Source organism: Leptothoe sp. LEGE 181152, from assembly GCF_032906605.1.
Lineage (GTDB): Bacteria > Cyanobacteriota > Cyanobacteriia > Phormidesmidales > Phormidesmidaceae > Leptothoe > Leptothoe turfae.
The window spans coordinates 148,596-175,578 of the sequence record NZ_JASATU010000065.1; the positions used below are offsets into that span (position 1 = coordinate 148,596).

At 47.4% G+C, this 26,983-nt stretch carries 18 protein-coding genes; 2 read left to right on the forward strand and 16 right to left on the reverse strand.

The features are described from left to right. Positions 1 to 37 precede the first annotated feature (37 nt). A complete protein-coding gene (locus tag QGP82_RS29790) occupies positions 38 to 1,459 on the forward strand; it encodes an NAD(P)/FAD-dependent oxidoreductase (protein ID WP_499061827.1) in 1,422 nt (473 codons plus the stop codon). A 49-nt stretch (positions 1,460 to 1,508) separates the two neighbouring features. Here QGP82_RS29790 and QGP82_RS29795 read toward each other — a convergent pair whose 3' ends face one another. From QGP82_RS29795 to QGP82_RS29805, 3 genes are read right to left on the reverse strand one after another with little or no spacing between them, the layout of a single operon-like run. Beyond that, positions 1,509 to 2,420, reverse strand: coding sequence for a S66 peptidase family protein (locus tag QGP82_RS29795; RefSeq protein WP_163667819.1), 912 nt, complete (start codon positions 2,418 to 2,420; stop codon positions 1,509 to 1,511). A 54-nt stretch (positions 2,421 to 2,474) separates the two neighbouring features. Then, positions 2,475 to 4,250: a WD40 domain-containing protein gene (locus QGP82_RS29800; RefSeq protein WP_499061828.1), complete on the reverse strand. Its 1,776-nt coding sequence runs from the start codon at positions 4,248 to 4,250 to the stop codon at positions 2,475 to 2,477. 39 nt (positions 4,251 to 4,289) lie between these two features. Then, positions 4,290 to 4,571, reverse strand: coding sequence for a Ycf34 family protein (locus tag QGP82_RS29805; protein WP_163667823.1), 282 nt, complete (start codon positions 4,569 to 4,571; stop codon positions 4,290 to 4,292). Positions 4,572 to 4,908: 337 nt separating this feature from the next. Here QGP82_RS29805 and QGP82_RS29810 point away from each other — a divergent pair, with 337 nt between their 5' ends. After that, a complete protein-coding gene (locus tag QGP82_RS29810; protein WP_250565732.1) occupies positions 4,909 to 6,162 on the forward strand; it encodes a CCA tRNA nucleotidyltransferase in 1,254 nt (417 codons plus the stop codon). A gap of 77 nt (positions 6,163 to 6,239) precedes the next feature. Here QGP82_RS29810 and QGP82_RS29815 read toward each other — a convergent pair whose 3' ends face one another. The 13 genes from QGP82_RS29815 to htpG all read right to left on the reverse strand — a co-directional run bounded on the left by QGP82_RS29815 (position 6,240) and on the right by htpG (position 26,641). Further along, entirely contained in the window at positions 6,240 to 7,055 is an 816-nt protein-coding gene (locus QGP82_RS29815; RefSeq protein ID WP_163667827.1) for a sulfite exporter TauE/SafE family protein, read from the reverse strand. Positions 7,056 to 7,126: 71 nt separating this feature from the next. Beyond that, entirely contained in the window at positions 7,127 to 7,771 is a 645-nt protein-coding gene (locus QGP82_RS29820; protein WP_499061829.1) for an HAD family hydrolase, read from the reverse strand. Between the two features lie 53 nt (positions 7,772 to 7,824). Then, entirely contained in the window at positions 7,825 to 8,370 is a 546-nt protein-coding gene (locus tag QGP82_RS29825; RefSeq protein ID WP_163698445.1) for a pilus assembly FimT family protein, read from the reverse strand. A gap of 127 nt (positions 8,371 to 8,497) precedes the next feature. Further along, positions 8,498 to 9,031, reverse strand: a complete 534-nt coding sequence (locus QGP82_RS29830; RefSeq protein WP_163667833.1) for a pilus assembly FimT family protein — start codon at positions 9,029 to 9,031, stop codon at positions 8,498 to 8,500. Positions 9,032 to 9,052: 21 nt separating this feature from the next. Next, positions 9,053 to 10,090: a prepilin-type N-terminal cleavage/methylation domain-containing protein gene (locus QGP82_RS29835; protein ID WP_250565082.1), complete on the reverse strand. Its 1,038-nt coding sequence runs from the start codon at positions 10,088 to 10,090 to the stop codon at positions 9,053 to 9,055. 23 nt (positions 10,091 to 10,113) lie between these two features. Continuing rightward, the gene (locus QGP82_RS29840; protein ID WP_499061830.1) at positions 10,114 to 10,788 is read right to left on the reverse strand and encodes a prepilin-type N-terminal cleavage/methylation domain-containing protein; all 675 of its coding nucleotides are present in this window, start codon (positions 10,786 to 10,788) and stop codon (positions 10,114 to 10,116) included. 46 nt (positions 10,789 to 10,834) lie between these two features. Beyond that, complete coding sequence (hpsA, locus tag QGP82_RS29845; protein WP_499061831.1) at positions 10,835 to 15,772, reverse strand: hormogonium polysaccharide biosynthesis protein HpsA; 4,938 nt, start codon at positions 15,770 to 15,772, stop codon at positions 10,835 to 10,837. 172 nt (positions 15,773 to 15,944) lie between these two features. Further along, positions 15,945 to 16,505, reverse strand: coding sequence for a pilus assembly FimT family protein (locus QGP82_RS29850; protein WP_499061832.1), 561 nt, complete (start codon positions 16,503 to 16,505; stop codon positions 15,945 to 15,947). A gap of 8 nt (positions 16,506 to 16,513) precedes the next feature. After that, positions 16,514 to 17,491, reverse strand: a complete 978-nt coding sequence (locus tag QGP82_RS29855) for a prepilin-type N-terminal cleavage/methylation domain-containing protein (RefSeq protein WP_499061833.1) — start codon at positions 17,489 to 17,491, stop codon at positions 16,514 to 16,516. Between the two features lie 111 nt (positions 17,492 to 17,602). Beyond that, on the reverse strand, positions 17,603 to 18,310 hold the full coding sequence (locus QGP82_RS29860) for a hypothetical protein (RefSeq protein ID WP_499061834.1): 708 nt from the start codon (positions 18,308 to 18,310) through the stop codon (positions 17,603 to 17,605). A 28-nt stretch (positions 18,311 to 18,338) separates the two neighbouring features. Next, positions 18,339 to 23,216 carry a hormogonium polysaccharide biosynthesis protein HpsA gene (hpsA, locus tag QGP82_RS29865; protein ID WP_499061835.1) on the reverse strand — a complete coding sequence of 1,626 codons (4,878 nt, stop codon included), beginning with the start codon at positions 23,214 to 23,216 and terminating at the stop codon, positions 18,339 to 18,341. Between the two features lie 496 nt (positions 23,217 to 23,712). Continuing rightward, on the reverse strand, positions 23,713 to 23,949 hold the full coding sequence (gene rpmB, locus QGP82_RS29870; protein WP_006515318.1) for a 50S ribosomal protein L28: 237 nt from the start codon (positions 23,947 to 23,949) through the stop codon (positions 23,713 to 23,715). Between the two features lie 715 nt (positions 23,950 to 24,664). Further along, positions 24,665 to 26,641 carry a molecular chaperone HtpG gene (gene htpG, locus QGP82_RS29875; RefSeq protein ID WP_499061836.1) on the reverse strand — a complete coding sequence of 659 codons (1,977 nt, stop codon included), beginning with the start codon at positions 26,639 to 26,641 and terminating at the stop codon, positions 24,665 to 24,667. Positions 26,642 to 26,983: the final 342 nt, after the last annotated feature.

Genomic DNA, 26,983 nt, shown 5'->3' on the forward strand with positions numbered 1-26,983 from the left:
ATAAGATTGTTAATCATACGTAATAGTTTTTAATGCTATGACAGCAGCCCTTTCTGGTCAGGCTCCTATAGCCCAAAAAACCACAGCTCAGCAAAAATCTCTACATCATGTGGTGATCGTTGGTGGAGGCTTTGCCGGCCTTTACGCCGCCAAGTCTTTGGGCAAGGCCCCAGTGAGGGTGACGCTCATTGATAAACGGAACTTTCACCTGTTTCAACCATTGCTTTATCAGGTAGCTACAGGTGGACTGTCAGCTGGTGATATTTCTTCGCCTCTACGTTCTATACTCAGTCGTCAAAAGAACGTCAAAGTGCTGATGGGTGAGGTTGTGGATGTTGATCCCGATGCTCAAAAGGTTAGCCTCAAGCGTAATGAAGTCATTGATTATGACAGTCTGATTTTAGCGACTGGCTCTAGCCATCATTACTTTGGTAATGATCATTGGTCTGATGTTGCCCCTGGAATGAAAACTATCGAAGATGCCCTGGAGGTGCGTCGTCGTATTTTCTTGGCATTTGAGGCTGCTGAGAAGGAGACCGATCCCGAACGTCGTAAGGCACTTCTAACCTTCCTCGTGGTGGGTGCTGGTCCCACTGGTGTTGAGCTAGCTGGAGCTCTGGCTGAGCTGGCCTACGAGACCATCAAGGATGACTTCACCGATATCGACCCCCAGGAAACCAAAATTATTTTGCTAGAGGGTATGGACCGGGTGTTGCCCCCTTACCCTGCTGATTTGTCAGTTGCAGCTAAAGCTTCTTTGGAAAAGCTAGGGGTTGAGGTGCGTACACAGTCCTTGGTTACCAATATCGACGGTGACACAGTTTCCATCAAACACGATGGAAACGTGACTGATATGCAGGCTTGCACCGTACTTTGGGCGGCTGGCATCAAGGCTTCTCCCCTGGGTAAAACCATTGCAGAAAAGACTGGCGCTGAAACCGACCGCATTGGTCGAGTCATTGTTGACTCTGACTTGAGTGTGCCGAACTATCCCAATCTTTATATTGGTGGCGATTTGGCTCACTTTGCCTACCAGGGCAATGAAGGCAAGCCTTTGCCGGGTACTGCAGCTGTTGCCATGGATATGGGTAGCTATTTGGCTAATGCCATCAAGACTAAGTTGGCTAAGAAACCAGTTCCGGCGTTTAATTATAAGAATAAGGGCAGCCTGGCCGTGATTGGCCGTAATGAGGCCGTGGCCGACCTGAACTTTATGAAGTTATCTGGCTTCCCTGCCTGGTTTATCTGGATTTTTGTTCATATCTACTTCCTGATCGAATTTGATAACAAGCTGCTAGTGCTGTTGCAGTGGGGCTGGAATTATTTCACCTATCAGCGTGGTGCTCGTCTGATTACCGGAGATGATTCGATTCCAGCATTGTCAGAAACGGTGATGAATGAAATGGAAACCGAAATCGTTACCGTTGGTGACGGCGAGAAGAAAATGGTTAAGGCTTAATCATAATTACGTAGGAATTTCCGCTGTAGGGGCGTTCCATGGAACGCCCCTACAGCGGTTGTCGATAATGATTTGGAAATGACAAGAGGCCAGGGCCATCGGCTCTGGCCTCTATTTTTGCTTGAATACCGAACGGTAAGGCCGCATTGACGCCATCATGGCCAAAGGGCAGATTAGCGACGATGGGAATACCCAGGTCCCCCAGACGTTCTTGTAAAACTTCCTTAGCGCTGAAGCTAGGAATATTAGCTGGCGGTTCGCATTGGCTAAAGCGACCGAGGGCAATACCTGCTACCTGGTCAAATTTGCCTAACATCCGCCAGTGGGTGAGCATGCGGTCGAGGCGATAGGGTGCTTCGGTTACATCTTCAAAGGCCAGAATTGCTCCGGCAAAATTGGGTTCATGGGTGGTGTTCAGCAGGCAGGTGGCCACGGTCAGGTTGGCAGGCAGCAGTTTGCCTGTGGCGATGCCGCTGACCCAGCTATGACCTTTGAGTGGTTCTAGGGTTTGGTTTTCTAACCAGTTAAATAGCCGTTGCAGTGACCAGTGGGCTTCTTGGCTGATGGTGGTGAGTAGGGGGCCATGGACGCCGCCACTCATCTGACTGCTCCACAGCAGGCTGGTAATATCGGAAAAGCCAATGAGCCATTTATTAATGCCCGTTGGCCATTGAAAGTTTTCTAACAGACGGGTGCCACCATAACCGCCTCGAACACATAGTACGCCACGATAGCTAGGGTCTTTCAGGGCGTTAAGTAACTGCTGGCGACGCTGCTCGTCACTACCTGCTAAATAGCCCCAACGTGTGTCGTAGGTGGGGCTGAGTTCTACCCTATAACCACGTTTTCGCCACACTGCCACACCTGCCTCGAATTTTTCGGTTGCTCGTAAAGCGCCACTGGGAGCAATAGCGTAAAGCAAATCACCAGGAGCGAGAGGGGAAGGTAAGGGATGGACCATAGCTGTGGCAACTGACAGAGGAGATTCACAAGTTGCCTCTGATCATGTCACGGATCATGTCACGGAGTGGTTGCTCCGTTGCCATACGGTGACGGTTTCGTCCTGGCTGCTGCTGACAAGGGTGTTGCCGTCGAAAGCGATCGCAACCACTCCCCATCCCTGCGCTAATTCAGAAACACACTGCCCGTTAGTGCCCTGATAGATGCGTAAAGCATTGCCATCGGTACCAACTGCCAGCAATCGAGCATCGGGGCTCAGGGCTAGGGCCGTAATCCCATCGTCGGCACTGCATAGTCGATCGGGTTTAGCGAGGTTAGCTACATGCCAGACATTTACCTGCCCTTGGTCATTGCCAACAATCACATGCTGCCCGCTGGGGTGAAGGGCGAGGGCTCGGCTTGGGCCCATGGGTATGGTTTCCAGCAGACGCTGTTCGGGTAAAGACCATAGCCGCAGGGTGCGATCGCGACTAATGCTGGCTAATTGTTTGCCATTGGTTGCGATCACGCTAACCCAATCCTGATGTTGATTAAACCGATGGCAGGGTGAGAGCTTCGCCAAATCCCACAGATCGATATAACCTGTGCCATCGCTGATGATGAGATACGGTGGTGCGACGGCCAGGTCTGTTGGTTGCCAACCGGGTTGTTGCAATGTTTGCACAAGCTCACCACGGTTCAAATCCCACAGTTTGACGGTGCCATCACTACTGGCGCTGAACAGGATGCGCTGCTGAGGATGGAAGGTTAAGGCAGTGATGCGATCTCGATGGCGTCGACCCTTTAAGGTATAAACCTCCTCACCGCTAGGTAAATCACAAATGAGCAGACTGCCAGAGCTAGTGCCCATAGCCAGGATATTGCCTTGAATTGCTAAGGCCGTGGTGATGCCGGTTGAAAATTGGTATAGAAATTGCCACTGGAGTTGTGGAGAGGACAGGGCCGTTAGAGATTTAGAGGATGCGGGGGCTTTGCTTGCTTGTGGAGGCTGGGACCAGGTATCTATTGGCAATAGTAGAGAACGGGCTTTATCCAATAGGGAGACGGCAGAAGATTTTTTTAGGTCGCTAATCGCTTGACTGGCAGTGGCATAGCGAGTTTCAAGGGACCGTGCCAACAATTTATGGAGAACGGTGCTGAGATTCTTGGGTATCGGTGTTGCGACTAAATCGGGCCAAATCCAGCGATTGTCAGCGACTGAATAAAGATCAAACGGGTTTAATCCGGTCAGTAAATGAGTGGCTACCAATCCCAGGCTGTACAAATCGCTAGCGCAGACTAGCTGACCAAGGGCCTGTTCGGGGGCCGCATAGGCCGCGTCGCCACCAGTGGCGTTGAGGGGCGTTTGCTGTCTGTTCAGACGTTTGGTGATACGCAGGTCAATGAGCATCGGCTGCTGACCTTGACGAATGTTGTCTGGGCGGATGTCACCGTGGATAAGGCGAAAACTGTGCAGATATTCTAAGACTGCCAAAAGGGATAACAACCAAACTTCCACCTTTTTTGCTGGCCAAGGCGGAGGCTCTGCTTGGGTGATGGCTGGGGCATCAATGTACTCAAAAGCTAGAAACTGCCCTGCCGATGTCTGCCAACTATCGACGAGTGCCGGTAGCTGAGGATGTTGGCCCACAGCTTGCATCCGCTTCGTTAAGGTATCGAGCGGTTCCTGGGGGCGATAAATTTGTTTGATGACAACGAGGAGCCGTTGAGCGGTCGGATTGGATTCAGGTGCTACAACATGGGCGAGATCGGTTTGGCCACTTTGCCCTCTGCCAAAGCTTTGGATGATTTCATAACGGTGTTTTCCGTTAACTGTCCTTTGACTCACCATGGTGTCTGGGCGGTGCCCACTTCGTTACCCATGGGCATATTATGTGGGGATAGCTTCACCGGGACGCAATCTTGCCCATTTGCCCATATCCTGTTGAAAACTGTCGCAGCCGACCACATCGTATTCAAAGCCAAAGTCGCCAGACTGCACAATCCGATCGCCTTCTACGCTGACAATGGGCGGGCTAATGTTGGCGTTAATTGTCGGATTTTGGGGGTCAAAATCTGGAGAATCTGTTAAGTGGGGCTGCCGATGGTTCGTTTCAACCGCATGGTAAGTGATACAGCGGTCAACATAGTGGCAGTTGATGCAAATACACATGGAATGGAAAAGGTGTGCTTAAGGGGCTGAATGGTTGAGAGTGAAAGCAGGGTAGGGAATAAATAATAAAAGTTGCTGCTGCTGGCACTTGGCAGATGATGGGGCGTACCCAGTGAGGGCATTCCTGCAGAATATATGCACTTTGCCACCACTTTAACGCAGCTAAAATATAGCCAGGGGAATTTGTTTCAAAATGTGCGGTTGCCCCTAAGTTTTAGCGAAAACCTAGCAGAAGCCTAAAATTAGGTTGCGAAATACGTGTTTACGGGCGACGCAATATAGGAAAATTGTAAGCCGCACTACGTTTGGAGCTGCATCGTTGAAGTTTGTGTCGTCTATGGCGTCTGCCTTAATTCCTAAAACTTGGCCCTTTGATAGCCGCCTGCTGCCGGAAACGGCCTGTGTTGTTGGGGGAAGTGTTCGGGATGCTTTGCTAGAGCGCCAGGCAGAATATTTAGACTTAGATTTTGTCTTGCCGGATGGAGCAGTTGCGATCGCGAGTGCCATTGCTAGACGCTATCGGGCTGGCTTTGTGGTGCTCGATGCCGATAATCAAATTGCCCGTGCTGTCTTCGACCAGGCGACCATCGACTTTGCCCAACAGGTAGGCCCCACCCTAGAAACGGATCTGCAGCGACGCGACTTTACTATTAATGCGATCGCGTATCATCCTCCCAGTGATCGACTCATCGATCCCCTCAATGGCATTGCTGATCTGCGACAGCAAACATTGCGGATGGTCAGTCGTGAAAACTTGGCTGAAGATCCATTGCGACTGTTACGAGCGTATCGTCAAGCAGCTCAGTTAGGATTTACCATTGACAGTGATACTCGCGCCTCTATTCGTGAGCTGGCACCACTGCTACAAAAAATTGCCCCCGAGCGTATTCGCCATGAGCTAGATGCCCTATTAAGTCAGCCTAACGGGTCAGCTTGTTTCAAAATGGCTTGGCAAGATGGCCTATTTGATGCCTGGCTACCCCACCTCAATGCTGGCCATGCCCAGCAACTGGCTAATTTAGATAGTGCGTTAGTCAACTTGCCCAACCTACCAGGTTACCTACAGCTGCTCCATGGCTGGAAAGATACAGTTCCCGCAGGGCACTATCGTAGCTGGATTAAGGCCGCTCGCCTATCTCGGTTACTGCCGCTGGATGAAGAGGCAGCTCACCGTTGGTTGATGCGTTTAAAGTACAGCCGCAGTGAGGGGCAGGCCATCTTTAGAGTGCTCCAGGTGCAGCCCTATTTGGACCGTATGGCTGAGCAAAATGGTTGTTTATCCAAAGCAGACCAATTCTTTTTATTTAAGTTCGCTGGCACCAGCTTGCCCGCTGTCTCGTTAGTCGCCCTTTCCATGGGTATACCGGCCACCGCTGTTGGGGTGATGGTAGAACGCTATCAGACACCTGATGATCCGGTTGCCCACCCTACACCACTACTCAGCGGTAAGGATCTGATGCGTGGGTTAAATCTAAAATCAGGCCCTCAGATCGGACAATTGCTCAGTGCCATTGAACAGGCCCAAGCCAGTGGAGAATTGACCAATGCGGATGAAGCGTTGATTTGGGCAAAAGATTGGTTGGCTGAGTAGGGCAGTATAGCAAACTGCTGAATGCACATCTCCAAAGGAGAGGCTGCCTCAACAGTCGTTTGTTATAGGTATTATTCCTAGGCCAAAAATTGAATACCACCACCAAACATACGTAGGCCAATGACCACCAGCAACCAGCCAAAGATTCGCCGTAGCTGCTGCGGCGAAATAATGTGGGATAGCTGAGTGCCAATGGGGGCTCCGAGCATGGTGAACGGGGCCACTAAGGCTACGGCTGGCCAGTATATGTAACCCGTTGCCCAGGAGATATCTGTATATCCTTGGGAGAATAGTAGAAATGACAGGGTACCGACGATGGCAATTGGCAAGGTAAATGAGGCGGAGGTACCGCTAGCCTTGCTCATGGGAAGACCACAATAGAGGAGAAAAGGTACACTGATTGCGCCTCCGCCAATGCCTAGGATGCCTGATTTAAAGCCAATTAAAGTTCCAATTGTGGCGATCAGTACAAGGGGTGGGGAGCTGGTTTCTTCAAAGGCAGGTTTCCAGTTAAGCAAGATTTTGACGGACACCAATAAGAGAAATGACCCAAAAATAATTTCTAGCCAATGGGTGTCTAAATGATTAGAGAGTAGATTACCAATTAAGACACCCACACCAATGGCAGCGATGATCCGACCAAAAATATCCCAATGGACGTCCCCGCGCATATGATGGGAAAACGTTGATGCTGCTGAGGTAAAAATCATGATGCACATGGCACTGCCTGCAGCGAGATGCATCAGGCTGTAGCTAGGCAAGTCCATCAGTGAAAACAAATAGAACAGGCCAGGCACAATGACCATGCCACCACCAATGCCCAACATGCCAGCGAGGGTCCCAGCGCCAAGACCTAACAGGGCAAACAGGGCAAAATCAGCGAGGCTTACCATAGGAGAATGCAACATCAAGGGAATAGATTACTATTCTATACGTTCTCCTAGGGCCAAATTGTTTGAAATCGCTATAAATCCAACAAATTCAGGCTTTCGATAGGGCGCTCCTGGGTAATGTGTACGGTTTGCAAGCCAATCTGCTGTGCTCCGACTAAATTGTGGGCTGTATCGTCGAGGAAAAGTGTTTTTGCGGGGTCAAGGTTGTTTTCATCGATGACCCGTTGAAAAATGCTGGTATTTGGTTTGCGATCGCCCACCAGATGCGAATAGTAGGCCCGCTCAAACTGATCGGCTAGGGTGCCAATGTCGTTGCCCATGGCTTCGGTGAATTTGCGATCGCTCGTCGCTAAATGTAGTTCATTAATATTGGACAATAAAAATATCCGCTTCTGCTGGCCGAGCTGACGTATTAACTCCACCCGCTTTGGCGGAAAATCAAGAATCAGTGCACTCCACGCCTGATTAATTGCCTCATCGTCAGCTTTAAACTGTAGCAACTGCATTAGACTGCGTCTAAACTCAGCTGGTGTAATACTGCCAACCTCAAACTTGGAAAAAATGTCTGCTTGGCTCTGTTGACTATACTGCTGAGTGACGTCATAACCAGCCAACTCACTAAATGCTTGAATAGTGAGACCATAATCCAAATTGACAATTACCCCACCCAGATCAAAAACTATGCTTTCAATCTGAGCATGAGAGTATGGAGCCATTAATCTCCCTCCAAGCAAGCAAACACAATTACTCTACTTAATAACAATACCGTTTAATAACAATATCGTCCTCTGGCGTTAGGTTTTGGTTGCTCATGGGATTGGCGGATAGCACCCAATAGGGTGGACATTACTATACAGCTTTTTATGGATGGTGCCCTGCTGCTGGTGAACGTAAGCGTCCGCGTCTGTGAAGCTAACCGTCCCTTATAGTCAAAGCGTATATAGTACGCTCCATCGCGCTTATGCAAGGTGGTATCTGCCAGGTCAAGATCCAGAGCTTTATCACCCAAAGATGTCCAGTCAACAGGTACACCTGACAGCGGGTGCATGGCCCATTCCACCTCGCCCGCGAGTGATTCACGAATACTAAATTGCCAGGTTACGTGCTGATGCATTGCCATCGCTTGAGTTTTGCGAATTGCACTATAGGCGTTACTTTGAGCTTCAGAAACCCGCCATCGTTCTTGCGATCCATTCCATGTTGGTAATACTAGAGCACTTAAAATACCAACAACGACGAGAACTATAATTGTTTCTAAAAGTGTAAAGCCAGAGTCCCTAGCAACAGAATATTGAAGTCTGTGGAATTTACTCATAGTCTAGCTAAGCGGAAACTTGCAACACTTTTAAAATTCCCAGAAATAGCCCTAAATTGGCTGTCAACAAGCTCGACTAATATCAAATGCTCAAGCCTTAAACTCTCATATTTTGTGAGAGTTGTCCTTAGTAAAGAGAAGCATCACAATCGTTACCATTCGCTTGCACAATGCCGCCAAGTATAGTCGGCACAATGATACATTTCGGTGTCTCACTCAGTTCCGAGGTGACAGACACAATATAGGGTAAATCTGTTGGATTAACGGGTTCAACTTCCCCTTTATAATTAAAAACAAACTCTTGAACATTCGCCGTTAACCGAATACTGCCATTTTGTTCTCCACCAACAGACTGTTCTCTACCAGTTGTTTCACCAGTTGTAGAGTTTACTTGTACTGTAGGAGCAGCTGATACACCCGCAGCCCCAGAGAATCTGATGACTCTAGTGGAGTTTTTTTGTTGTGCATCAGATTGAGCAGTTTGAATGATTTGAGCTAAATCGCTACGGGCACGACTCACACGTTGACGATTCATATAACCCAGCCAGCCAGGCGCAACAATGGCGGCCAAAATGCCTACCATAATGATAACCACCAATAGCTCAAGCATTGAGAAACCAGCTGTTGAAGAGATAGATTTTTGTGGCTTAAATCGCTTCATGATTAGTGTCCTTATCGCTAATTATCCATCTTTATTGATGACACCGCGCAGCTTGACCTGAGTTTGTAGTACAGGGAAACGGCTGCCGTCACTTGCTGGCCCTAAAAAGCGATTTTCCGATTCAACATCACCCCTGAGAAAAAGATAGACATCCTGGGTTGTCCTAAAATCTCCGTCAGCCAGGTTAGGTTGTCGTATACAAGCAAAAAAACCAGCTGCATCGGTCGCATTTTCAGGAGTCACGACATAGTCATATACATCATTAGTGTTATCGTTTTCTCCAGTTAAACGGCTATTGAGACCAAAGACTAAATTACGACAGTCAACAGCAGTCCCCCCTGGATCCGCTTGTTCCACAAAATCTACTAACGCGACACTATTGCCGCCAACAGCATCAGGCGTTGTACTCGGCTCCCAGTTTTCAAAATCAGTAGCCTGGTCCGTAATAGGGTCCGCGTAACCAGGGGTTTCAGTGAAAGTGGCTAAGTTGGCATACTGGGGCAGCTCGTAACGTCTGAGGACGCTGGGACCCTTCCAAACATAGTCTGCATCAGTATCATCCCGATGCTGTTGATAGTAAACAATCAGGGAATAACTCGCTCGACGTGTTCTCGCAACTCGACAGATTTCCATCTCATCGTCATTGCCTGTACAAGTATCAGGCAACACATCATCATCTAGAGGCACTGTGCGCCAAAAGGCAAGTAAGGGAACTGCATCACCACTACCCTCAACACCAGTGCCCATCTGGTCACTTAAAATCTGGATATCGTCAACAATCTCCTGCATGCGAACATCGTTATAGACGTAGACAGCTTCTTCTAAATCATCAGCGATATAGTCTATGGCACGCTGCATATCCCGTTGAACCCGTTCCAGTGCAATTTCTCGACGGTCTATTTGTAACAGTTCAACCACTAAAAACAACAAGCCAGATATAATGATGCCAGCAATGATCATTGAGATAAGAACTTCCATTAAGGTGAACCCAGAAGTTCGATGTTTTCGTTGCTGCAACAGCCATCGATACAACCAACTTTTAGAATGGTAATTAGCCATGGAGCTTTCAAAGAATAGTGCAGTTAACATTCAGAAGGCGTAGAAACAGTTGTTCCTTGAACACTGTTGATGAATTCGTAGTAGTCACACAGTGATTCTTCATCATCACTTCTGATGAGGCTAGTGTAGATAGTGGAGAGGGGGGCATTACCTGATTGCCCTTCACCGCTGGTCATAATCAGGCTGGCCTGTTCCACATCTGTGGGATCTAAACTTCCTATGATGTCAGCGCGATAAACCCTAACCCCTAGATCAAACGCGACGGGGATTGTCCCGCTTGTAATTCCGTCAGTTTTGAAAACCTGAACAGCGTAATCGGCGTTGCCATCGTTATCCACATCAATGGCCCGAGCCGCGTCAGTCGTTGTTGAGTGTGTGTTGTCGTTAATAACATTTGGCGCAGGGACCGGAACAACATCAAAGTCAGCTACGCTATTTACACCCGTTGGTGTTGGCGCAATATTTAAGGTGTAGTTCCCACCCTGACTAACAATCAGCTTTATCCGGTCTACTTCTGCCTGGGCTATTTGAAAGGCTTGCTCTGCCCGTTGACTCTGAACTCTGGTCCCAACAGCCAGGATAACCATTGGCGTCATGACTGCAGTAGCGATCGCGATAATTACAATTGCCACCAAACCCTCAATCAGCGTCAGACCACTGTCATCGGCCTTGGCAGGTACTTGCGACTTAGTACTCATTAGCTTTTTTAGTTGCCTATTTTTCAAAAACATTTTCGATTACTCCCTATTGGCAACCAACATCAGCACCGAGTACAAGGGCACCGGTCGAATCTTCTGCTGTACAGAGGTTAGCGATATACTCATCCTGCAGTGGCAGCTCCCGATAAAACTCACTTCGTGGTCGACCTAAGGCGACGAAACGGCGGGCAATGGGAGCAACACTGGTGTACTGGAAACCGACATCGTAACCCCAAATACGGGTGGCGGCACCGTAGAAGCCGTTGTACACATTGTTACCACCAGTAGAAATAGGTGTAGTACCTGGTTCCCAAGAGTCCTGGTCAAATGGAGCAGTGGCCTGGGTACTAAAGTTCAACTGGAAAAAGCCGCCTGAAATAAACAAGTTTTTACCGGGCCAATACTCAAGCAGCCGTGGGAAGTTGTGTAACCCACCGTAGTTTTGGCCTGCTCGCAGCGGTACAATACCCGAAACTAACAGTGCATTAACGCGGGTATTATCAGCTGCTGGAATCAAATTCTCCTGACGTTCAGCCTCATCTGAAAACTGGATATGGTTTGCACGGCCACCATTAAACGTAGTGGGGAATTCGGTGTATGCAGAACTTAAGTCCCCTTCAGTCTGTGCTTTAGCTGCAATGCCGTTCCGATTAAATCGGATTGGCAGCGAAACATCGCTATCACCCTGTTCGTCTGCCAAATCTTCACGCTGCCAGTGGCTGGGCTCCCATGTAGCATCATCCTCCCTCAGAGGTCGATCCGAATTTAGATATGAGGACTGAGCACTTTCATCTCCTATGGTATTTGTACTACCGTCAGTTTCATAAATATAGGCATCTTCAACGTAACCATCGCGGAACTCACTGGAGAGAATGCTGACTGCATCGGCAAAAATTTCGGCAGGTCTCCATAGGTCTTGGCCGCCCTGTGCAAAGTCCTGATCCAGGGTGCTACGTCCATAGAAATCGTTAAAGGGGTCGCCTGCTCCGGTGGCAAAGTCTGTGCCTAGCTGTTCTTCAAATTCTTCAAGAATATTGCCAGAAGTGTCTTGGTGGAGGTTGAAATTACCATAGATATAAGCTGGATTATCGGTGACAAAGGTAACCCCTGCAGCCTTGTCGTCCCCTGAACGATGGATAATCGCACCATTAATTAACCGGAACCCGTAGGGGCGTCGATCAGGATCAGCATACATATCAACCGGCTTTGGACTAATTAAGTTGTCTGCCAACGGTGGATCGTAGGTTCCTTTTTGATTTGGACTATTCGCCTCTGGGACAACGTCCATTGGACAGTTTTGTCCGTTATCCTGCAGATTGGCAAAATCTTGACAGGTAGCCCAATCCGCCTGGCGAGGACGAACGATACTGTCTTCTCTCACAGCATCTTCCCTGGCGGCATAGAAAATACCATCTTCTTCTGGAATCCAGGAAATCTGATCGGTGCCAACGGTAAAGTATGAACGAGTGTCCGCAGTAATATCTGTCAGCTTATCGATATCTAAGTCAAGCACGCGAACACTTAACAACTCACGTCCATCCATCATAGCCTTATCTAGGAAAGCAAGTTCAGTGATGGTGCCATTGGCATCAATAATATTTTCCTGGAGATCATCACGAGATGCGAGTGTACCACCTGCAACAGTTGCTGTCGGTTGATTAAAATCACTAGCCGCAGTTTTTGGCGTCAGTGCAATGCTGGTAGGATCAACAGTTAAATAGGTATAACCATCATTGGCTTTAGTGGTACCTGTGTCTGCATCGGCAATGTAAATGTCACCTCCACCTTCATTGATATATTCTTCCGTGGCAGGCTGAGTGTGATCTATGCCAATACTTGCAGTGAGAGAATCATCTGCACCTAAGTGGTCATGGTCAAAGGTCGGAAATAAATAATATAGGGATGGGTATTTGGGACCATTTCCATAAGCACACATCACTACAGCAAGACCCAACTGCGCCCGTTTTGAACCTGAACTGGCTGTACCATCCCTGAAAATGTCAGGGTCACAACCCAATTGCAACGTATCTCCAGTTTCCAATTCACCAGCACTAACCTCATCACTGCCGCTTGGATTGGTCCAGATGCCTGTTGTAATGTTGTAGTTCCCAGCGGGTAATACATCCCCCTGAAAGGCAGATGTAGTGTTAAACCCAAGCACTCTATCTCGTAAGATCTGTGAACCAGTAATCAACAAATCAAGTGCCTTTGCTTCGTCCGCAGACAAGCTACCATCACTCACTAACGCAGCAATCCATTCATCCGTGGAGAATCTACTGAAATAGTTTTGCGGATGTTCAGGATCAGAAACATCTGTAATATCATTGGGATTTTGTGAAGGACAGCCGGTCCAGTCTGGATCAGTGTAGTCTGGTGCGCTAGCCTGAGTACCTTTACACAACCCTTCAGCTTTGTAATTAGAATCACCAGGTAAAGGACGTCCAATGATCGGTGAACCATTGGTGATGTTGTTCATATCAAACAACTGAGTCAGCTTTACTCCTAAATTCGACCAGTTGATACTCGTATCATCTAAAACAGCATCAAATATGTTTTGTTCAGCCTTGAGGTTATAGGCCAACATGCCAAGGGTGCAGGCAGCACTGTGCAATGTTGATTTATCAGCAGGGCTCAAGTTGTCATATGCCGTACCAGCATCAAGATACTCATCAAAAATACGTCGAAGGATTGAAAAGTCTCCCCACATAGATAGGTACGGATAGGGATGCATAACCTCATCATCATCGGCCAGTACTGCACCTATTGTGTTATTCTTCACCCCTTGCTTAGGCGAAAAGGATGGAGCGCCCCCTCTAGGATCGCCGGCAAAGTGAGCCAGATTTCGTAGAGCTTTGCCCATGGGCCTTGTTACTACAAATTCATCGGTGATATCGCCATCACTATCACTATCAAAGCTACTAAAGTCAAACTCCCATCCGTTTGTTCCTTTACCCGTCAAGAAGTTAGTTTCTAAAGGGCTTGGGGTAGTGCCATCAGGCAGAGTTGTACCACCATCAGGCATTTCATAGCGATTAAAGGTACGACTATTGGTTAAGGTCTGCTGCGTACCCGGATGGACAGTAGATGCCGCGCAAATATAAGGAATCGTACCGTTGTTACCCTGTGTGTAATGGTAAACAACCATACCCTGCACAGCCGACAAGTTATCCCGTAGAGACTTTTGCTGCTTAGCTTGAGCAGGTGTCTTTTCTATGTCACCTCCACTACGAGTTAGATTCTGAACTGTTGTGGGTGGATAAAGCGGATCATCAGCTTCCCATCCAAACTGATTACCTAGCTCTAACCGTTGACCAACAACAACACGTAAACCCTGAGAAATAGAGCGTCTTTCCCAATACCCATCTAGACCGTACTCTTGCTCAGCCGCATTATCACTAGCTAACACTGAGTTGTCATTAATTTCATCACCAATTTGGTGAGGTGTAGAGAGATATACACCATTAGCTTGACTTAAGCTATTTTCAGAGTCGTAACGGGGCTTTGGCCCATAGCGATTGTCTGCTCGAAACCCATCATCTACAAATGGACGAGCCGCATCGGGAAATACGCGCACCCGACTGCTATCACTCAACAGTTGAACTTGATCATTGGGCTCTAAAGGATTTGGAGATAACGCATCCTTGGCAGCCTCAGGATCCCACGATGTATCATCCAAATTAACAGTAATGTCTTCTGTAAGAATCAAAACTGGGTCTACAGCAACATCTGTGACATCAGTTCCACCAGTTTCATCAACTGAATCGGTATCATCTTTCAGATTATTTTTGCCAGGGTTAGTGGGGGTAGCATTATTCTCTTTGTGAAATTCTGTATTTCCCCCAAAATCGTCATCCCTTGATGCACCTGAAATCAAATGCCCTTGGAAAAATTGATCATCAGTGCCATCGCCATCGGTATCGTAGCCACTCACACTGAGGCTAATTTCCGATGCATCGGTACTGAAAACACAGGACTCTGGAGAGCTTACTAGATAGGCCTCTAGATTCTCAAATGCAATGATGTTTGACTCTGAGTGCATGGCTCCATTCCAGCGGAAATCTCCACCTGGGAATATTTCCATGTCGTAACGGAACCAGGCACCATATACATTCCCCTTTGGAATAGTGCGTACTTGCTGATACTCTGCGGAGCTAACCGTTCGATTAATATTGTTAGGGTTAGCAATGTTTAGAACGTCAATTTGAAAAACTTTTTGTAGCGTACCGCCAGCATCTTGCCAGCCATCACCGGCCAGGGTACTTACAGGGCAACCATCAACCGACTGTTGCGTATTAATAGGACCGTTGCGCGTAACCAGGTTATCTGCTTTTTCATCTACCTGATTAGAGGTTAGAGTCAGTTCATTACCATCTGAGTCTTGAATAATGTCACCATCTGAATCTCTTGCTTCGTGAGAGGTGAGGATTGAATAAACAATGGTATTGCCATCACGGGATTCAAAGCTCCACGCAGGGTCAGGATTACCATCGTCGTTGATGTCTAACTGGGTTTCATCTGGCAATGTGTATGGATCGTCATTGGCTTGATTTGCAGCCCCCCAGGTTTGGCCGTAACCTCCGTCTGCCAATGGCCTTGAATACTTTAAAAGTGAATTGATTAAGTCACTGCTAGAGGGTGGTCTCTTGTTAATGACTTCTGGATCTTTTGTAAATAAGTATTCAATTTTAGCCTTAGCCCTGTCAACGGCGGGCGCAGCAAAGTTGTCAATCTGTTGTTGCTCACGATATGCGATTGTCTGAGCAGCCCGATTGAATGAGCGGAAACTTAATCCTCCAACAGTTAAGGTGAGTACCAGAAGCAGCATTACCGTTGTTGGTAATACAAAGCCAGCCTGTCGAGTGCGACTGAAGCGAGCACCCATAAAAGCTAGCCTTAGCACCCAAGCCATAAACCGCTTAGGTATTCGACCAATATAATAATTTAGTGAATGACGATTAGGGACAGGAACCCGAAAGCGTTTCATATGTATCCTTCTATGAGGCAGGATACTTTAGACTAACGACCTTGAGTTCAAAGATGGTTCCCAGGATACACTGATCTGTTTAGACAACTACAACATTTCAGGGCTAGGGGTTCCCAGGATATACTGAGCTGTTTAGAGGGGATAGGAGAGCATCGGTGCAGTGTTTAGATCCTTAAATGCACTGCTGCTTAACTTTTCTCAGTCCACCAATCAGGGTTGCAAAGTCTATGGCTCTCAAGGTTGGATCAGCGTCACCAACAGAATCACCTATGGCACTAGCAAAATAAAGAGCACCCGTCCCACCAGGGTTTCCTTTAAAATCAAATTCAATAATATCAGTGCCGGGAGCTATTGGATTTAGAGCCCCAGCACAATCAGTGTCAATTTCAATGTTGGCTGACGCCGCTGTTGTCCAATTAGAAGGTGTTGCGGTCCTGGGATGGACTGCCCACTGTAAAAATCCATCAGGTGTTTCTTGAAATGAAACCTGGTATGTAGTGCTGCGCTGTTGTGCTGTAGTCTGGGCCTGAAGAATAGCTTGATAAACGTCATCACGGGTGGTGGTAACCCGCCTTCTGCTGATATAGCCTAGCCAACCAGGGGCTGCGATCGCAGCTAAAATCCCAACCATGACGACAATGACCAGAAGTTCTAAGAGAGTAAAGCCACTCTCCGCATCCTGAGAACGACGAGATATTAACTTAAACCAACTACCGGACAAAGAGCGTTTCATAATATTCCTTAATCGGGTAAATCCTTATTAACCACACCGCGAGTTAAAACTCGTGTTTGCAAAGTTGGCAACTCGCTATTGCCGCTAACCCCACCTAGCACCAGTGAAGAATTTGTCGGTGTCGGATCAGCATCGCCGCGTAGATAGATGCTTACATCCTGGTTTAACAAATTATTGCTAGCATCAATAGGACGAATACAAGCATAAAAACTATTGCTAGCCGTTACTCCTGCCGTTGCTGCTGGAATCTGTGTATAACCCGCTTCGCAAGCTGGAGGAACAGCAGGGATCGCAGCTAAATTAGCAACAAAATCCACAAGCACATCACCACGGAAGGTACCTGCTCCACTATCGTTAGGTACCCAGGCCCAGTCAGACCTGGGCAAACCACCCTGGATAGGAGTCGCGCCTGGATCCAGCACATATATCGAGTTCTCCTCTAAGGTTATTGCTGGATTGGTCAATGCATCTTGCGAATATTCCGGTACGCTGTAACGATATACACGGGCTTCTCCTTCCCATTCTGGATCAGCATCGTCAGTGCTGTAGTAAATCACAAGTTCATAATAGCCATGGCGCACAAGCAAAGCCTGACACCTTTTAAATGGATCGACGCCTAACCCACTACAAGCCGCCGTACCAGGTGTGCTTAATTTGGAATAATCCCCTGCCTCAACATTTAGCTGCTTGATTTTCCAAAAAGCCAGGACAGGCCTGGCATCAGCCGGTAGGGCATAGTCTGTATTTGCCAGATTTGTGACTAATGGTGTGGGATCATCGTAGACGTAGATGGCCTCTCGTACATCATCAGCAATATAGTCTAGGGCTCGTTTCATATCTTGCTGAGTTTGTTCCAGGGTCAACTCCCGCTGATCGGTACGTAGCAGGTCAACCACCAAAAACATCAGGCCAGAAATAATCAGCCCAGCCATCACCATGGATACCAATAATTCTATCAATGTGAATCCCTGGTTAGGGTATCTCACAAGATGCTTTTTTAAGACTTGCCTCAGCATTATAAAAGTCACCTCAGCCGCTATGTGAATATGCTAAAAACATTGAATTTTGTTGTTTTGTTCCAACAGACTCAACCCAAACTATGAACAATCAAGGGCAGCCGGTGGAGTTCCCTGATAAGTAAAATAGTCACATAAGGATTGACGCTCATCACTTTTGACAATCTCTGTGTATAGAACCGCCAAAGGTTTTTCATCACGTTCCCCAAAGCCAGCGGCGGTGCCTAAACGGGCAGGCGTGGTCTCTGAAGCTCCACCATCTGCCACTGCGTCATGAGCATAAACACGTACCCCCATTGGAAATGCAATGGGCCGACCACCATTGGCAAGTTCTCTTGCACCTAGACGATAAGCTTGTACTGCGAAATCTGGTTCGCCGTTACCATCGACATCAATCTCACGTGCTATTCGATAGTTACCTGGATCAAAGTCTGGATTAACATTGGTGGGTGCTGCTGCATCAAATGCTGTTGCAATCGCCATTGGTGTGGACGCAATGCTTAAATCCGCCGCATTATATTCGCGGGAACCGCCAGGACCATCATCTACAAACCCTTGCTCAACAATTTGCCGAACCCGATCAATTTCACTCTGGGCAACTTGTAAAGCTTGCTCAGCCTGCTGGCTTTGAATGCGCGTCGCCGCTGAAATCAAGATTACTGGCCCAATACTTGCTGCGGTAATACCAATCACAGAAATAGCCACTAGCGATTCGATCAGAGTTAAACCAACATCAGAAGCCTGCTGCTCAAGTTTTCGTTTGTTACCAAACTGATAATTCCAAATCATGATTAATTTCTCTGTGGGTGGCATCGACCTATGGAAGAGGACAAGTTACCGTTGGCTTGTCGACAACTCGACCGCCAGCATCTCGGGCACATTGCAAATTGGTTATATAGGGATCATCAGCAGGGAGATCTTTGTAATATTCGCTCCGCACACTTTCGTTACCTGTAAAGCGCTGAGATAAAGGACCAGGACTGGTGTATTGGAAAGCGACATCATAACCCCATTTACGACCCGGTGCACCGTAATAGTACTGAGTACCTGATCCTGCGACCGGATCTACTCCAGGCTCCCAAGCACCGCGACCAGCGTTGATATCCTGTTCAAACAGACCGGTGGATGCAGTACTAAAGTTGAGTTGATAAAAAGCTCCTGAAATCGACAAATCATGGCCTGGCCAATGCTCATTCAAGCGGGGGAAATTATGCAACCCGCCATAGCTGAGATTTTGTCGTGATGGGATAATACCGCCAACTAACAACGCATTCACCCTTGTGCCAGTGGCTGCAATTCGATCTTCATCCCGAACGCCACCATCTACATAAATATCGGTATCATCACCTCCATCAACATTGCCATTTCGACGAATCCAGAAAGGCCATATCGGATCTGGATCAGCAACAGCATCTGTCGTTGTCGCTGCATATTTTGACTGAAAGACCTTATCTATATTTGCACCTTGATAGGCAAAGTCCCTGCCTCCTCTACCAGTCCATGCTGTAACACCAGGTTGTCTGACACGGAAGACATTTTGGTACGAAGAGATTGCTGTACCTGCACCTGCACCTCTAGGCTCCAAGAAATAGTCTCTAATGACCCCATCATTGAAATTCTCGGACAGAATACTTGTCGCATCGGCGACTAACTCAACCACGCGCCAGTCATCACCATCGGGTTTGGCAAATAGTTCTGTGTCAAAATCTGCGGCAACATTACCACGGTTGGCATAAAACTCATCTTCAGTAATTTCATCAAGACCGACAACGCCTGCAACCGGGGTAAAGAACTCTTCTAGAGGATCGCCAACCGCTACTCCACCAAAAGCTCTACGGGCAATGTGTAAGTTGAAATCACCTTGGACATAGAGTGCATTGTCAGTAATAAACGTCAAGCCGGTGGAGACATCATCAGCACGGTTTAGCGTTCTACCATTGGATAGTCTGAACCCATAAGGGCGACGTTCAGGATCAGGATAAAAATCAACCGGTTTAGTACTGATGTAGTTGTCTTGCTGAGCATCTGCCGAGCGTCTAATGGGTGGATCTTGATCAGCACCTACATTAAAGTCCATACGACAAGCTTCTGTCAGAATCTCTGCTGTTGCATCGCAGTTACCCCACTCTGGGATAGGGTTAGGGCTAGCAATGGGTCTAAACAGTTCATCTTCGCGCCGTGCATCTTCCCTAAAGGCATAGAAGATGCCACCCTGTACGGTTGCCCCTTCACCTTCGGTAAACCAAGACTGACCACCAACCTGTTTGTTGTCCACATCTGCATTGGCAGCATCTGTGGCCATGGCCACATCTAGCTCAACCGTTCGCACGCTAATCATTTCGCGACCATCCATAAAGGACTTGTCTTGAAATAAGGTTGCAATGTTGTTGGTGCCGCCAGCGTAATTAATCAGGTTTGGCCTTCCAGCTAAATCAGCGTCTGTATAGGGCAGAGTCCAATCCGCAATTAATTCGCGGGGCTCAGCTCGAATGGCATCTAAGTCAGCAGGAATAAATGGCTCATAAAAGTATGGCGTCGCCGCCGCTGGATTCAGCCTATTGCTGATAGCGGTGTAGCTATTTGTTGCCGGATCCCCATCTAAGTCTGGATCAATGTAGGGCTCATTGGTTGGTTGAACCTGACTTAGGGCAGCATTAACTGGATGATTCCCCAGGTAATCGTGCTGTTCTAATGGGAACAGATAGTAAAGAGAAGGAAACTTGGGTAAACCGTTTGGCACACCAAATGCTGGTACAGCACTAGCATCTAGTATGCCACCAGCAACAGCAGCAAGACGCAAAAACCGTAGCTCTTCTGCAGCGTTCGCAGGCGCAGCACCAGCACCAAAATAATTATTGTCAGCACTGACTGGGTCGATTCCTAGCGTCACAGTCGTAGCGTCAGGAATAGTCTGAACACCAGCGGCAGCAATATCTTGATTGCCAAAGCTGACGGTATAGTTGCGATTCGGAACACTAAGAGGTGTTTCTAAAAAGCCATAGGTGCGATCTCGTCTAATTTGCTCTTTGAGATGCAACAACCTTGCTAAAGCCAAAGCAGCGCCATCATCATCATTACCAGTAGCTTCGTATTGACGAACTAATGCAGAAATGTATTCATCAGGAGAGTAGTCAGCAGTTGTCAGTTCAGGGGCCGCAAGAGCACCAATTTTGGTTGCCAGCTGACCGAGCGCTGTCTGAACCAAGGGGTTATTATAGTCCAAACTTTCCGCCACTTGGATATTCGTTGCCAACATACCCAGCGTGCAGGCAGCCGTCTGAACAGTAGTCTTATCTGCAATACTCAAGTCGTCATAATTAGGATTGCCCAAGCCACCATTCGCTACAGGTTCTAAAATCCGTCGTAACGACGAGTAGTCTCCCCACATTGATAAATAGGGATAGGGATGAATGAACGGATCCGGACCTCCCTGTTGACCTTGAACAGGTGTAAATGAAGGAGAACCGCCTTCTGGATCGCCAGCAAAATACGCCAGATTTGTCAGAGCTTTTTTCAAAGGACTTGGGGCAAGTGCAGGTGTGTCATATGCGGCCCTAAAGGCAGCCTCTGTACCTAGCGGTGGACTATATTCCCAAGCATTCGTGCCATACCCAAAGAAAAAGTCAGCATCTATCTGCACATCGTTACCAGGCAAACCATCAAAGTCCACATTGACTAAATCTGTATCACCTGGGGTTAGTGATAGACCACCCGCAGCATTAATTTTTGGCAAAAAGTTAAATGTGCGAGCATTATCTCTGGTGGTGTTGGTGCCCGGATGTGAAACCAATGACATACAAGCCCTAGGAAAGGTTTTTGATGCCGACTTGTAGTGATATAACGCCATGGACTGAACTGCAGCCAGGTTGTCGTTTAATGAGCGGGCATGCAGTCTCAATGACTGGTCGTCAAGGTCATTAATTGTGTCTCCAATGGCAACATTGTAGGCAGGGTAAAGCGAATCAGAATTCCTTGGCCTATTAGCGGCATCTGAAGCACCTGAATTTGGATCAACTTGGCTAGCATAGGCCCCTTTCCAGCCGAAGGAGTTGCCTAGCTGTAAACGCTCACCCACAATCACCTTAGCCCCTTTATCGGTGGCCTGCTTTTCCCAGTACCCATCTAAGCCCTCGAAGGGAGCACCAACCGAATCTAATTCATTTCTTTGAGCGGCAGTGAAATCAGCCGTAAGGGCAATGCTTGAAATCAGGTCACCTAGTTTTGCTCTCGCATTGCTCAAAGATAGACCTTTAGCGCTGTCATACACAGCTTTAGGCCCAAATCGTCCATCCGCTCGATAAATATCATCTAAAAATGGAGGATCATCTTCATCTGTTCGGGCTATACGATTTCTCGCATAATTTCTATTCCAAAACCCTGCATCATCTTCTGGTGTCCAGCCAGCAGGGTTTCTATAATCAAGCTCGTTAGCTGTAAAAAGCTTAATGGGATCTAACGCTAAGTCCTCAATATCCGTGGGTTCAGTATTAATGGAATCTTCAGCGGGACCAATACGATCTGAACCCACAGCTGCAAGACCGTTATACCAATCTAGTCTGGTCTGCCTACCGTCAAATCCAGGGGCGTTTCCCGTCAGGTTGCCAGCAATAACCTGGCCGTTGTAGTTGTTGGGGGCACGATTTTGGACCAACTCAATTTCAGAAGCTGCCTCAGAATAGATGCAGGAGTTGTAGCTGCTAATCATTCTGAGATTGAAAGCACTGTTAGTCGGTCCAAGGAAAAGGCTGCCTTCGGTGTGCATGGCACCGTTCCAAGTAAAGGCTGCCGCACGAGCACCTGGGAAAATTTCTAAATCATTCTGAAACCATGCTCCCCATTTGCTCCCTTTACGAGCTTCCCTCACCTGCTGCACTTCAAGCGCACTGACTGTGCGGTTGACATCGTTAGAGTTGACCGTAAAAGCATTAATCTGAAAGTTCTTTTTAATGACTGGAGAACCTGTCGCAATCTCCTGCCAGCCTTCTTCATTAGTTCCTAAGCTAACTGGACAGGCATTATTTGTAGTGGCGACATCAATTGGACCATTACGAGTGACTAACGCATCAGCCTTGCCTTGCCTGACTATGTCTTCTAACAAGAAGTCAGTAGTAACCTCACCAGGATTAGGCGTTGGATCCGAGCCTTCATGACCTACCAAAATGGAATAGACAATACGCTCATTATCCGTATCTACGGTACCATCGCCATTGACATCTGCTGCAAACCACCAAGCATTGTCTAAAGTGCCATCGCCATTGATATCAATTCGTGTTTCACCACCATCTGCTACAGCACCAGGAATAGTAAAAAGATTGTCCTCCCGCAAAAAACCTTCAAGATCAGCACTCTTAGGTGTGCTGTTGGATGGAACCCTCTTGTCAAAAAGGTATTCAAGCTTAGCCTTAGCTCGATCAATGGCAGGGGTAGCAGCCCCATAGACCACCTTTTGTTCACGCTCTGCAATCACACTCGCAGAACGGCTGAATGCCCGAAAACTGAGTGAACCAACTGTCAAAGTAACGACTAACAGTAGCAATACCGTTGTCGGCAGGACAAACCCAGCTTGTCTGGTGCGACTAAAACGAGCACTGATAAAAACGAGCCTTAGCAACCCAGCCATCAGCTGGTTCGGCAATCGTACAAAACGTTTTAGTAACCGACGATTAGAAACTCGAGAGCGTTTTGGGGTAGACATCGCTGACTTCTAAAAAATAAGCGTTAGATCAGGTGTGGCATATGCCAACATGACCATCGATTTGCAGTCTATTTAAGACTTAAAGCAATTGAACTCTCAGGGAACGAAAACTTGCGTGGTATCTACATGTCCCATAGTAGATTTACCCAGCCTAAACCTTTAATTACCAAACTGGTAATCAGTATAAAGCCTGAATAGTTTACTTGAACTTTACCCATTCCTTATGACGAATCGATCAGATCGTGATCAAAACAATCCATAGATATCTATCTCTACATCACGATCAGTTCGACATAACTAAGGTTCTGCAAGATCCTGCATTTGAATATCATCGACTATACATACAGTAAATCCCCTGACTTTGCAGCCAGGGGATCTATCCGTGAACATACCAAAACTTTAAGCTTTTGATAAAGCTAAGTAAGCAGCATTAAGTTGTATCAACTCAGGCAATTGAAAACTCAATAAATTAATGCCTGAACCAGTGCCACAGTCTCTAATACTTACTCAAATCAATGCCTGCCTCACGGGCCATTGCTTCAATCCCTTTCTTTTCAAGGGTTTTAATCGCTTTAGTGGATAAACGTAGCTTTACCCAACGTTTGCCTGTGGGCCACCAAACCCGTTTGTCTTGAAGATTTGCCTGTTGTAGACGCTTGGTACGTCGGTGAGAGTGAGAAACAGCAAAGGCATTATTGGCCTTTTTATTCGTCAGATCACATCTGCGGCTCATGGTACAGTCCTTGGAATACAGTCCTTAATCCTTACATGGCTGCACTCTTAAATGCAACCCCCCTCATATTTTAGGGCTGATTCTCTAATCAAAAGATATTTCCATAATTGAGTAACAGGCCAAGGGGTTTCAAGGAGGGCAGGCCCCCTAACCCCCAATACTGGGGGCTTTGAGTCTTGTTTCCCCAGAATTGGGAAACCCCAGTATTCCTAATTTGGAAAAGGTGGACTATTCCATTAAAAGGGCTACGGTGTACACACATCTCGAAAGGGAGTTCACAATCCTGCAGTCCCCCCTTAATCCCCCCTTACCAAGAGGGGAAACTCCGATCCTCCCCCTTACCAACTACGGTGTATACACATCTAGAAGATAATGTCCCAAAAAGTAGACCTGACCTTGAATTGGCCCTCATCCTAAATCCTTCTCCCTGGGGGCGAAGGACTTTGAGGCCAGGCCCCCCTTCTCCCTTAGGGAGTAAGGGGTTGGGGGATGTAGAGCTTTGCTCTTCTCGCAGAGTGGGCTCGAGATTTGGAGCGACTCTCCGACTTATGTATACACGGTAGCCCTTACCAAGGGGGAGTTAGAGGGGGTTAGACAAGCGCAAACGCTAGTTTCCAGGACTTGTGTGTACACGATAGATCAACAGGGGGAGCCTGCAACCGGTATAGCCTTTTCTAAGAAACACCTATGAGGTCTTCAAGAAAACGGCCATTGCCTACGATTTGGTTAAACCTGTTAGCAGGCTATTGGAGCGTTCCACAAACGACTTCATGCCATCGGCATCAAATCCTTTTTGCGCCATTAGAGCCAGATCATAGACATGTTGACAAATCATATTGGCCATGGCCGCAGTGGGAGACTCGCCACCGTCAGCTTGTACAATTGCGCCCTGACTCATGTCTAGCAGATTCTGGATCAGTGGATGAGCCGTATTCACCAGCAAGGTATGTTCCTCAGGAAATTGAGCCGTCTGCTGCTGCATCATCGCCATCATTTCCTGCATGCGGCGCATTTCTTCGGGAAGTAGCACAATGGCAGGCGGTGCACCCTGGACATCGTCAGACTTGAGGGCATCGGTTCGAATCGTAACCTTGGGCTGAGCGAGGGCTTTTTCAAATAGCTCCTTCACCCGCTCACCCTTAGTTTTATTAGTGGTTGGGTCGACAATGTCACTACCCGCTGATTCGTCGATGAGGGTGTCATCCAGGTCAGAGTCTACACGGGAGAACTTGACATCAGAATATTCACGCTCTAGAAACGGTACAAAGTGAGTGTCGATAAAGGAGTCTAGATAAAGGACCTCCAGTCCCTGACGCTTGTGCAGATCGATATAGGTGGCTTGGGACACTTCGTCCGTTGTATAGAAGACTCGGTTTTCATGCTTCTCCTTATTCCGCTCTAAATATTCTTTGAGAGTGGTGTAGGGATTACCCTTGGCATCAATGGCTGCACTTTCCTCATCTGTCGACTGCCAGGCATCGTCTTCTGCCGTTTGCACTTCAACTTTTGGCTGATCGCTGGCGAGGTTTGCCGTGGTGCGGAAAATTATAAAATCGGCAATCTGCTGCTTGAACTTGTCGTTATTGAGGGAACCAAACTTAACAAAGGTGCCCAAATCTTGCCAGCACTCAATGTATTTTGCTTTATCAGTGCGGTATAGCTCTTTGAGACGATCACCTACTTTTTTGGCAATGTAGTCAGCGATGCGACGGACGGTGCGATCATTCTGTAAAAAGCTGCGGGAGACGTTTAGGGGAATGTCGGTACTATCGACGACACCGCGCAGGGGTAGTAGAAACTGTGGAATGATTTCCTCGCAGTTATCGCTGACAAAAACTTGATTGCAGAAAAGCTTAATTTGCCCTTTGGTAACGTCGACGTCGGGGCGGAGCTTTGGAAAGTACAGAATACCGTTAACGACAAAGGGATAGTCCGTATTTAGGTGGACCCAAAGCAGCGGCTCCTCTTGGAACGGATAGAGATAGCGATAGAGTTCTAGATAATCCTCATCGGTGAGGTTACCGGGGGATTGCTTCCAGGGAGCATTTTGTTTATTGGCAGATTCCCCATCTAATTTGATGGGAACAGGCATAAAGTCGCAGTAGGTTTTGATCAGCTGCTGGATGCGAGTCGTCTCCAGGTATTCAGCCTCTTCCTCCATCAAATGTAGGGTGATGGTGGTGCCTCGGTCAGTTCGTTCTGAATCAGTCAGCTCAAAGGAGGTAGTGCCATCACAGGACCAATGGACAGCAGTGGCTTCTGCTTGATAGGACAAGGTGTCGATTTCGACTCGGTCGGACACCATAAATGATGAATAGAACCCTAGGCCAAAGTGACCAATAATTTGCTGGTCAGTATTGTCCTTATACTTAGATACAAATTCTTCGGCACTGGAGAAGGCTACCTGGTTAATGTATTTCTTAACCTCATCAGCGGTCATGCCGATGCCATTATCACTAACACTTAAAGTTTTAGCGTCCTTATCGATAGCGATGGTAATTTCCGGCTCGCCGACTTCGCCAGTGAAGTCGGAGCTTCGGGACACCATATTCAGCTTACTGATGGCATCTACCGCGTTGGAAATTAACTCCCGCAGAAAGATTTCATGGTCGGAATAGAGCCACTTTTTGATGATGGGAAAAATATTTTCAGTATGGATACTGATGTTTCCCGTTTCTTGAACAACTGCCATGACTTAGATTTACTCTGACTCATTAAGACTTGCTAACGGTGTTGGCTCTATGCACTAATTTATACAAAATCCTGACTGATGGTGCCCGTTATTGAAGGGCATCCCCAAGGGAGTGCCCCTACAGGATTGTCCATTTTTATCGGATTTGTATTAAACGTGCATAAAGCATGCCGCACCATATATTGATACATCGTAAGTTAGAACCCAATTGTAGATTTCCGCTAATGTAGTTCGGTTTCCCCTACACCTTTTCTGGATTTTGGACTGGTTGTTCAGAATTTAGTATTAATACATTTTTCCTAGAAAAGTACTCTAAAAGTCTCTTCAGCTGTTCTGCGTAGC

Coding starts and splice junctions, on each gene's coding strand:
- rpmB (WP_006515318.1), bottom strand. CDS start 23,949: ATGAGCCGCAGATGTGATCTGACGAATAAAAAGGCCAATAATGCCTTT.
- QGP82_RS29810 (WP_250565732.1), top strand. CDS start 4,909: ATGGCGTCTGCCTTAATTCCTAAAACTTGGCCCTTTGATAGCCGCCTG.
- QGP82_RS29835 (WP_250565082.1), bottom strand. CDS start 10,090: ATGGCTAATTACCATTCTAAAAGTTGGTTGTATCGATGGCTGTTGCAG.
- htpG (WP_499061836.1), bottom strand. CDS start 26,641: ATGGCAGTTGTTCAAGAAACGGGAAACATCAGTATCCATACTGAAAAT.
- QGP82_RS29850 (WP_499061832.1), bottom strand. CDS start 16,505: ATGAAACGCTCTTTGTCCGGTAGTTGGTTTAAGTTAATATCTCGTCGT.
- QGP82_RS29860 (WP_499061834.1), bottom strand. CDS start 18,310: ATGATTTGGAATTATCAGTTTGGTAACAAACGAAAACTTGAGCAGCAG.
- QGP82_RS29805 (WP_163667823.1), bottom strand. CDS start 4,571: ATGTGTATTTGCATCAACTGCCACTATGTTGACCGCTGTATCACTTAC.
- QGP82_RS29795 (WP_163667819.1), bottom strand. CDS start 2,420: ATGGTCCATCCCTTACCTTCCCCTCTCGCTCCTGGTGATTTGCTTTAC.
- QGP82_RS29825 (WP_163698445.1), bottom strand. CDS start 8,370: ATGAGTAAATTCCACAGACTTCAATATTCTGTTGCTAGGGACTCTGGC.
- QGP82_RS29830 (WP_163667833.1), bottom strand. CDS start 9,031: ATGAAGCGATTTAAGCCACAAAAATCTATCTCTTCAACAGCTGGTTTC.
- QGP82_RS29820 (WP_499061829.1), bottom strand. CDS start 7,771: ATGGCTCCATACTCTCATGCTCAGATTGAAAGCATAGTTTTTGATCTG.
- QGP82_RS29790 (WP_499061827.1), top strand. CDS start 38: ATGACAGCAGCCCTTTCTGGTCAGGCTCCTATAGCCCAAAAAACCACA.
- hpsA (WP_499061831.1), bottom strand. CDS start 15,772: ATGAAACGCTTTCGGGTTCCTGTCCCTAATCGTCATTCACTAAATTAT.
- hpsA (WP_499061835.1), bottom strand. CDS start 23,216: ATGTCTACCCCAAAACGCTCTCGAGTTTCTAATCGTCGGTTACTAAAA.
- QGP82_RS29815 (WP_163667827.1), bottom strand. CDS start 7,055: ATGGTAAGCCTCGCTGATTTTGCCCTGTTTGCCCTGTTAGGTCTTGGC.
- QGP82_RS29840 (WP_499061830.1), bottom strand. CDS start 10,788: ATGAGTACTAAGTCGCAAGTACCTGCCAAGGCCGATGACAGTGGTCTG.
- QGP82_RS29800 (WP_499061828.1), bottom strand. CDS start 4,250: ATGGTGAGTCAAAGGACAGTTAACGGAAAACACCGTTATGAAATCATC.